Annotated in this window: 1 protein-coding gene; it reads right to left on the reverse strand. The window is 60.6% G+C overall.

All coding sequences use genetic code 11. The features are described 5' to 3' along the window. Window positions 1-1,035 (reverse strand): DEAD/DEAH box helicase (locus WDV06_RS36950; protein ID WP_395514171.1); only part of this gene is annotated, 1,035 nt, incomplete at both ends.

The raw sequence follows: 1,035 nt of genomic DNA on the forward strand, positions 1-1,035 counted from the left end.
CATGGGAATACCGTCATCGCGCTGCGACTTGCGGCCCGACAGATCCCAATCCCACCAGCGCATGTCAGGCGGACCCTTGTGACGGAAAACGTTGCCCACGTGATCGATGATGATCGCGCGCGGCTTGATCGACTCAGCGACGAACGCCGCACGCTGTTCCACCGTGTACGTGTGCCAGGCAGCGCGTAGGATCGGTGACACCAGCAGTCGCAGCGCGCGCCCGAACTGCTGCACGTACAGCGAGTAGGACAGCGTAGGCCGCGCCATGATGACAACCTGCACAGCAGGTACGTCCACGCCTTCGCCGAACAGATCGACGTTGACCAGCATATCCAGGTCACCATCTTTGAAACGCAGCATCATGTGATCGCGCTCAGCATCCGGCGTCTTGGAGCTGATTACTTCTGCGCGCACGCCGCGCGACTTGAACTTGTTGGCAATCTCAGTCGCATGGTCGATGTCAACCGCGAACGTGATGCCCTTGAGGCCGTTGGCATACGCAAAGTAGTGCTCAACGATGTCACCGACGATCTTCGGGTTCTCCTTGACACGTTTGCGCATGCCAGTCTGGGAGAAGTCACCCGTGCTGCTGGACACGGCCACGCCGGTCATGTCGATGTCGCCTGCAGCGATGAGGCGATAGTCCGTCAGGAATACGTTGTCGATGAGCCAACGCATGCCTGGGCCTTCGACCAGGGCGTCGATGATGCCACTGCCCAGCGGAGCGCGCCCCAGACCTTTCTTGTCACCGCGAATCGGCGTAGCGGTGGGGAACATGCCGCGAGCGTTGTGAAAGATCTGGACGGCGCGGCCCCAAATGTTGTCAACCAGGTAGTGATGGCCCTCATCGCCATGCACTCGCGTAACCTGTGACACCCAACTGCGGGGGAGATCTGCGGCGCGGTTGGCCAGCGTGTTGACACTGGCGACCTTCCAACGTGCGCGTGCATTGTAAAACTTGCGACCGAACTCGCGCATCTGTGCGCCTACAATGTTGCGCACCAGGCTGTCGGGACCGATGACATCGTGCTCCAC

Source organism: Streptomyces racemochromogenes, from assembly GCF_044129415.1.
Classification (GTDB): Bacteria; Actinomycetota; Actinomycetes; order Streptomycetales; family Streptomycetaceae; genus Streptomyces; species Streptomyces racemochromogenes_A.